This is a genomic window from Vogesella mureinivorans, assembly GCF_007644035.1.
Taxonomy (GTDB): Bacteria; Pseudomonadota; Gammaproteobacteria; order Burkholderiales; family Chromobacteriaceae; genus Vogesella; species Vogesella mureinivorans.
In genome coordinates, this window is record NZ_VMTV02000809.1 from 1 (window position 1) to 271 (window position 271).

The following is a 271-nucleotide window of genomic DNA, read 5'->3' on the forward strand; positions in this document are numbered from 1 at the left end:
GCCAGCAACCGCTGCTTATAGTCGGCGTCAACCCAGGCTTTCGCCACAATCCGGGCTCCGTTGTGGGGGCCAATTTGGTGTTCATAGGCCTCGATGATGGTATCCAGAGTCGTCGGATCAACGATGCCTTTTTCAACGAGCAGTGACTCAATTGCTTTGACGCGGAGGGCAATCTCGGACTCTGGGCGGTGAGTATGGGCCATGGCTTAGTAAAAAGTAGCGAGCATCAATGCTGGAATGGCTGGACAGTGATTGTATATAAAATTGCTAT

1 protein-coding gene is annotated in these 271 nt (G+C 51.7%); it reads right to left on the minus strand.

Annotated elements, in window-relative coordinates; genetic code table 11:
- Positions 1 to 203 (minus strand): nitrile hydratase subunit alpha (locus tag FLQ44_RS25070; RefSeq protein WP_206209000.1); only part of this gene is annotated, 203 nt, incomplete at its 3' end.
- Between the last annotated feature and the right edge of the window lie 68 nt (positions 204 to 271).